Raw genomic sequence first — 7,113 nt, forward strand, 5'->3', positions numbered from 1 at the left:
GTGTATTTTCCTGGTGCCGTTTCCTTCTAGTTTGGCCTTATTCGCTTGAGCTTAATTTTGTATACTTGTCGACAAGTTCGAGCGAACGAGGCCGGCAGCCCGGCCTTGCCTTAACTTCGGGAAATGCTATGTTGCAGCGTAACGTAGGAATCGTCGAAATAATGGCGCACCGAGCGCTGTACCTCATCCGGATCGCCCGATTGAAGCGCTTGCAGCAAGCGCCTGTGCTTCTCGACGACCCCTTGGATTCGCCGTTCGCCTTCCGCAAACACCTCTTCGGTCGTAATGAGCATGACCGTCATGACAATCTGGCGGATGCTTCTCCACAGCTGCCAGATGCGCGAGTGCTTCGCTTCGGCGATAATCGTCTCGTGAAACGACAAATCCTGAAAGGCGAATTCGACCGGGTCGCCGTGCTTGGCCGCCAGCTCCATCTTGTCGATAATCCGCTGGAGACTGATCTTGAGCGGCCCGGTATCGCTTCCGGCCATGCGCTGCTGAACGAAGCTTTCGATCAAGTACCGCACATCGTACAGCTCTTCGACCTCTTTCGGCCCGAGGCCGACGACGACCGCGCCCATGCGCTCCAGCCGGATGAGCCCCTCGTTCGAGAGCGTTTTCATTGCTTCGCGAACAGGCGAACGGCTCGTTCCGAAATCGGCCGCGATCCGGTTTTCCGAGAGTGTCTCTCCGGGTTTCAGTGTGCCGTTTATAATTTGCAGCCTAAGCTGGCAAGTAATCCCTTCGCCCAAAGAGGCGCCCCTGAGCCAAGCTTCCGGGTAGGACACGCGCGCCATCCCCCCTTTCTCTGTCTACTTGTATACAACTTTGTTCCTGTCTTATACTAACTCGCCTGCGGTGATCTGTAAATATCCGATTTTTGCGGCGGAGCCCGTTAGCCTGTGAAAACGGACAAAAAACGGTGCAGCACGGCGTCCGCATCCGCGTCCATGGCGAACCGAACGTGCCTTGCTCCGGCGAGGTCCGGGAACCGCCGGCGATCGGCGACGACCATGCCCGCCGTTGCGCCCGAGCCCGTGTCGACGGCCGCCGGCCATTCGCGCCACGCGAACAGCTCCGGGCTCGTCGCGGCCAGCACGGCCGCCGCCCCGTGCAGCGGAACCTTGCCGATGGGCGTATCCGGGAACAAGGGACAAGTCGCGCGAAAATCAAACAATCGCCTTAGCAGTTGATACGCCTTGAAGCGGTGAGCGGGCACGTGACGGAGCGCCAGCTCCAGACTCGGCCCGTCCAACAGCAGCTTGACCGCCGCGTCCAGCCCGACAGCCGACAAGCGGGCCGCCGCGGCGAACAGAGCGGCGGCGGCTTCGGGATCGCCATGGAAGCGGGTTTCCGCCACCGGCGTCGCATCTCCGGGAGCCAGAACGGTCCCGCCCGCGGCGACAACCGCACGGAACTTGCCTCCGATCGACGGGTCGAGCTGCAGCGCCAGCGCCCAATTCGTCGCGCGGCCGGTCAAGACGAGCGTCAGCTCGCCGGGACGGGCGTTCGCCTGCCGCACGAGCAGCTCGGCGGCGGTCCCGGGCTCCGGCCGGACGTCGGCGGGCGGCAGCAGCGCGCCGCCCAAGCCGTTGCGGCCGTGCTTCCCGATATCGGGCCCGGCCCACGGGCGCTCCAGCGGCCGCTCCGCGCCGGCGGCGACCGGCACTTCGCAGCCCGGATCGCACAGCCGGACGAGGCGAAGCGCCGAATCCGCCGCCTGCAACGCCGCAGCGGCGCCGTGAACGGTCGTGATTCCTTCCACGCGAATTTGCGGGGAGAGCAAGGCGTAGAGCAGCGCGAACGCGCCGTCGATGCCGGCGTCGGTATCCACGATCAGACGATGAACCCGATCCATCCCCGCTCCCCCCAACGTGCCTGTCTTCCCCGCCTCTTCCCAGTTTACTTGAATGACTTCCAATCCATGCCGCTGTTGTTCAACAAATACTCGAAATCGTTCTCCAGCCGCTTCCGTTCGGCTTCGCGCGCCGCTTCGGCCCGCTTGCGCTCCTGCTCCTTGCGGCTGGCTTCCTCAGCCTTGAGCTCGTCGGCGGCCGCCTTCAGCTTGCCGACGACCTCTGCGCTGAGAAGCTCCTTGAGCGTTGCGCCGGAAGCGGCGGCTTCCGGCTCCGGCTTCCGCTGCGGCGGCGCCGATCTCTTCTTCGCCATGTGTACCTTCCCCTTCTTACAAACTCATGCGCTCGCCCGGAGCAAGCACCTTGCCGCGAATGCCCTTCTCCTTCAGCCGGTTCACGAACGCTTCCGCATCCTGCCGGATGACGGGGAACGTGTTGTAGTGTACCGGAACGACCTGGCGCGCGCCGTACCATTCGGCCGCTTGCAGCGCGTCGTCCGGTCCCATCGTGTAGTGGTCCCCGATCGGAATGAACGCCAGATCGATTTTTTCGCGCTCGCCGATCAGCTTCATGTCGCCGAACAGGCAGGTGTCGCCCGCGTGCAGAATCGTCTTGCCTTCCGCGCGGATGATGAAGCCCGCCGGCGTTCCCGCATAGACGATGCCCCGCTCGTCTTCGAGCGTAATCCCCGACGTATGGAAAGCCTGGATCATCTTCGCCCGGGCGAAGCCGAGATCGACGGTCCCGCCGAGATTCATGCCGATCGTGTCCAGCCCTTTCCACGACAAATACGTCGCCAGCTCGACGATAGCGACCACCTTGGCGCCGTTCGCCTTGGCGATCGGTTCGGCGTCGAGAATGTGGTCGGCATGCGCATGCGTCAGAAGCACCGCGTCCGCCTTGATGTCTTCCGGCTTGGCGGCGGCCAGCGGATTCCCCCGCAAGAACGGATCGATGACGAGCGATTTGCCTTCCGTTACGATTTGCACGCAAGAGTGGCCATGATAAACAATCTCCATGATTGAATCCCTCCTACGTCCTATCATAATCCAAATGTATCCGTAATCAAACAGCCGGGCCACATTCTGTGACATTATTGACTACAGTTAAATCGAGCGGTATGATGAGTTACCAAAGGATCAAAAATACGGACGGAACGCGATTCATTCTCCACCCGTCTCCAAAGAGGTGTGTCCATGATACTCAGCATATTGGACCAATCGCAAATTTGCGAAGGCCGAACGGCATCCCAGGCGCTGGCCGAGACGACCCGTCTCGCCCAACTGGCCGACAAGCTGGGCTTTGAACGTTACTGGGTGTCCGAGCACCACGCCTCCCACTCGCTGGCCCATTCGAGCCCCGAAGTGCTGATCGCCCATCTCGCCGCTTCCACGCAACGAATTCGGGTCGGGTCGGGGGGCGTCATGCTGCCCCACTACAGCGCCTACAAAGTCGCCGAAAACTTTCGGCTGCTGGAAGCGCTGCACCCCGGCAGAATCGACGTCGGCCTCGGCCGCGCTCCCGGCGGGATGCCGCTGTCGACCCGCGCGCTTCAGGAAGGCCGCTATTCGGACATCGACCGCTATCCCGAGCAGATCGACGACCTGTACGCCTATTTGCACGACTCGCTGCCTCCCGGCCACCGGTTCGCCGGCTTGCACGCTTCGCCTTCGATCCCGACCGCCCCGGACATCTGGCTGCTCGGCTCCAGCCTCGGCACCGCGCAAATCGCCGCGCGCAAAGGCGCGAAATACGCATACGCGCAGTTCTTCGGCGTGCCCGGCAGCGAAGACGCCATTCATTACTACAAGGAAAACTTCCGCCCTTCGGAAATGAATCAGGAACCGCGCGCCCTGGCCGCCGTCATGGTCATTTGCGCCGATACCGAGGAGGAAGCTTCGAGGCTGGCGACCAGCACGGACTTATTTTTCTTGTCGCTGGAGCAAGGCCGCATGCTCGACCGATTCCCGTCGGTGGAGACGGCGGAGAGCTATCCGTATACGGATTACGATCTGGAGCGCATCCGTTCCGTCCGCCAGCGGCGGATTATCGGCACGCCCAAGCAAGTGCGCAACCGGCTCCTCAACATGCAGGAGCAATTCGGCATCGACGAATTTATGGTCGTCACCATGGTGCACGATTTCGAAGCGCGGCAGAAGTCGTACCGACTGCTGGCCGAAGCGTTCGGGCTGTAAAAGCTCGCTGCACGTTCCAGGATCATCGGCGCGCTTCTGAGTCGGTGGGATAGTGGGATGGCTGTTCAAAAAAAGCGTTGCCCCCGGCCAGCCCTCTTGGGAAGACGAATATTAAAGCCCATTTCCCTCCGTCCGGCGATACCGGTCAGGAGAAACGGGCTTCTGAATCAGGCTTTGCCGATCGCTTCCGCCAGCATGCCGGCGTAAAATTCGGCTCCCGTGCGGGTAAGGTGAACGCCGTCTTCGCCGAAATATTCGTCCTTCCCTTCGCTGGAAGCGTACCAGTCCACAAGCGTCGCGTTATCGTAATCCGACGCCGCTTCCTTCAGCATGTCGTTGACGCTGTCCTGCCACTTCCGCGGGACGCGGGTGTTGACCAGCAGGATGCGCCGGTCCGGTCCGAGCGAATCGAGCAGCGCCGTCAGCTTCTTCTTGCTGAAGGAGCCGTTCGTGCCCAGCTCCAAGATGACCAGATCGCCCAGATCGCCGGCCGCGGAATGGGCATCGACGGCTTCGTGGGCCGCGGAGAGCTGGCGGCCGACCTCGCCGTCGACCACGATGCCCGGCAGCAGCTTCTCCAGGTAAGGTTTGACCCCAAGGATTACCGAATCGCCGATAACGGTGATGCCTTTGCCGGATTGCGGCGCCGCATCGGGAGCTCCGGCATTAGCGCCGTCTCCCGCCGAAGCGGAGGAACCGCCGTTCTTCGAGCCGCCGGCGTTCGTCTGTCCGGCACCGCCCGCCGAATCTTTGCCGCTCGGCTGCTGGCTTCCGGCCGTTTGACCGTTGCCGCTCCCTTTTCCGTTCCCAACCGCCCCACCGCCGGCCGTCTGCTTGTTGCCCTGCGACCCTGAACCGCTGCCGGTCGTCTGCCCGGCGTTGCTTGATGCGCCAGGTTTGCCGGCGCCAGGTTTGGCCGGCGGCAACGGTTTGGCGGTTCCGGTCGCAGTGGTCGCACCGCTTGCGGGAGGCTTATAGGCAACGGCCTTGGAAGGCGTACCTGTAGGATCAGGGTTCGTCTCCGGCTGCGACGCGTCGACCGGCGGCTGCGAAGCTGCGGCGTCGTTCCCGGATGAGACCGCATTCGCCTCGCCGACCGGACCCGTTCCGACGCAAGACACGCACAGGATAAACGCCATGCCGGCGGTCATTACGGCGGCAACTTGCTTGCGAATCGCTTCTTTGTTCTTGAACCGTGCGAGCAAGCTTGCAAGCCGCTTCTTCCACAAGCCGCGCAGAATCGGCTCCTCGACGAATTTCCAGGAGAGCGCCGCAAGCGCCAGGCTCGCTCCGACTTGCAGCGCCGCTCGCAGGCCGTTGACGCCGTCCGTATCGACGGCCGGGCTCGTCAAAGCGATCACCGGAAAATGCCACAGGTAAATGCCGTAGGAGCGAACGCCGAGCCACCGCAGCGGCTTCGCCGCCAGCAGGCGGGCGAGCCGGCTCGCCGGATGCGCCAGGCAGGCGACGAGCAGCGCCGCCGCGAGCGACAGCAGCGCCAAGCCGCCCCGATAAGGGAAGGCATCGTACTCCTGCATGCTTCCCATCATGTACAGGACGAGCGCCAGCGCGACCGCCCCGGCGATGTCCAGCCCGATGCGGACGCGGGGCCGAACGTCTTCCGGCAGCTTGGCGCTCGGCCATACGACTGCGAGCGCGGCGCCGATCAGCAGCCCGAACACTCGGGTGTCGGTGCCGTAGTAGACCCGGCTCGGATCGGCGTCCGGCGAATACAGAAGCGCCATCGCGATTGCGGAAGCGGCGGCTCCCGCAATCATGAGTCCCGCCAGCTTCCCCCGTTGCGGGACGAACTTAAGGCCGACAATGAGCAGAAGCGGCCATAGCAGGTAAAATTGCTCCTCCACCGCCAGCGACCAGAAATGTCCGAAAGGCGAAGGCGGGCCGAAGCTTTCGAAATACGAGACTTTATGGTAAATTAGCCACCAGTTGTTGACGTAAGTGACCGCCGAGAGCACATCCCCGCCGAGTGACCGCAGCCGTGAAGGATCGGCCGCCGCCAGCCAGGCGGATACGGCAACGATCATCAGGAGCATGGCGGGGAGCAGCCTGCGGGCTCTGCGCAGCCAGAAGCTCTTCAAATCCAGTCTTCTGTCACGCTGCCACTTGGCGACCAATTGATCCGTAATCAAATAACCGGATAGGACAAAGAAGACGCCGACGCCCAAATAACCGCCGGGCGCCCATGGCAAATCGAGATGGTAGGCGATAACCGCCAATACCGAAAGTGCCCTTAGGCCGTCGAGGCCGGGCATGTACCGTGACTTCCTTCGCGTATGAATTTGCATGCCAGCGGACTCCTTTTTGCTAACCGAAATCGATGTTGGAGTGTGGTTTTGGGTCTATCAAGCATGAAAAACGCGCCGATGGGCCAGATCAGGACCAACCTGCTTCCGATCTTCGTGTTTCCTCTTGCTTCTTGCCCGTTCAAACTCTTGTTGACTTCCTGCGATGCTTCAATGCTTCGATGCTCAAATGATACCGACTTGCTCTTGCGACTAACCCATGACTCATGCTTGGATAAACGTCCGCTGTCAAGCTTGAAACGGCTAGTTTTTCTAACGTCACCTCCCCATCGGAATTCGGCTGTCGTCAACCGTTCCCCGCGCTTTGTTTTTGCTGTTTAATAGACGTTGCGATCGCTGATAAAGTTCTATGGAAAAGGCCGATTCGCCGTCGAAAGCAACAAAAAAAGACCGCAATTTTTGCGGTCAGACTGTCGAGAAAATCTCGGCGGTCTTTATTTTTGTTCCTTATATTTAACGCGGCACCGCGTTAATATGGTATAATTTAGTTAATCATTATCCAGAAAGCGTGGTGCTCTCATGCTCTACACTCATCAGCCCGACCCCCAATTGGATTATGAATTGGTTTGCATCGAGCACATGGTCCCTGAGGATCATCTGCTGCGTTATATCGACAAGTACATAGACTTCACGTTTATTCGAGAAAGGGTACGCCCCTACTACAGCGAAACCCATGGCCGTCCTTCCATTGATCCTGTCATGCTCTTCAAAATGCTATTTATCGGCTACTTATACGGG

At 61.0% G+C, this 7,113-nt stretch carries 7 protein-coding genes; 2 read left to right on the forward strand and 5 right to left on the reverse strand.

What is annotated here, in order from left to right:
• Nucleotides 1–110 precede the first annotated feature (110 nt).
• The 4 genes from G485_RS0121760 to G485_RS0121775 form a co-directional block, all read right to left on the reverse strand.
• Nucleotides 111–788 (reverse strand): GntR family transcriptional regulator, encoded by a 678-nt coding sequence (locus G485_RS0121760; protein WP_027094264.1) that lies wholly within the window; start codon nt 786–788, stop codon nt 111–113.
• Nucleotides 789–895: 107 nt separating this feature from the next.
• A complete protein-coding gene (locus tag G485_RS0121765; protein WP_027094265.1) occupies nt 896–1,858 on the reverse strand; it encodes a nucleoside hydrolase in 963 nt (320 codons plus the stop codon).
• A 44-nt stretch (nt 1,859–1,902) separates the two neighbouring features.
• Entirely contained in the window at nt 1,903–2,169 is a 267-nt protein-coding gene (locus tag G485_RS0121770; RefSeq protein ID WP_027094266.1) for a YqkE family protein, read from the reverse strand.
• 16 nt (nt 2,170–2,185) lie between these two features.
• Nucleotides 2,186–2,875 (reverse strand): metal-dependent hydrolase, encoded by a 690-nt coding sequence (locus G485_RS0121775; RefSeq protein WP_205620181.1) that lies wholly within the window; start codon nt 2,873–2,875, stop codon nt 2,186–2,188.
• 177 nt (nt 2,876–3,052) lie between these two features.
• On the opposite strand from G485_RS0121775, the gene G485_RS0121780 reads away from it, so the two are divergent.
• On the forward strand, nt 3,053–4,051 hold the full coding sequence (locus G485_RS0121780) for an LLM class flavin-dependent oxidoreductase (RefSeq protein ID WP_027094268.1): 999 nt from the start codon (nt 3,053–3,055) through the stop codon (nt 4,049–4,051).
• A 167-nt stretch (nt 4,052–4,218) separates the two neighbouring features.
• Here G485_RS0121780 and G485_RS0121785 read toward each other — a convergent pair whose 3' ends face one another.
• Complete coding sequence (locus G485_RS0121785; protein WP_027094269.1) at nt 4,219–6,357, reverse strand: acyltransferase family protein; 2,139 nt, start codon at nt 6,355–6,357, stop codon at nt 4,219–4,221.
• Between the two features lie 537 nt (nt 6,358–6,894).
• On the opposite strand from G485_RS0121785, the gene G485_RS29540 reads away from it, so the two are divergent.
• Nucleotides 6,895–7,113: transposase (locus tag G485_RS29540; RefSeq protein ID WP_027093462.1), on the forward strand; the 219-nt coding region annotated here is incomplete at its 3' end.

The sequence above is a fragment of the Cohnella thermotolerans DSM 17683 genome (assembly GCF_000429825.1).
GTDB lineage: Bacteria > Bacillota > Bacilli > Paenibacillales > Paenibacillaceae > Cohnella > Cohnella thermotolerans.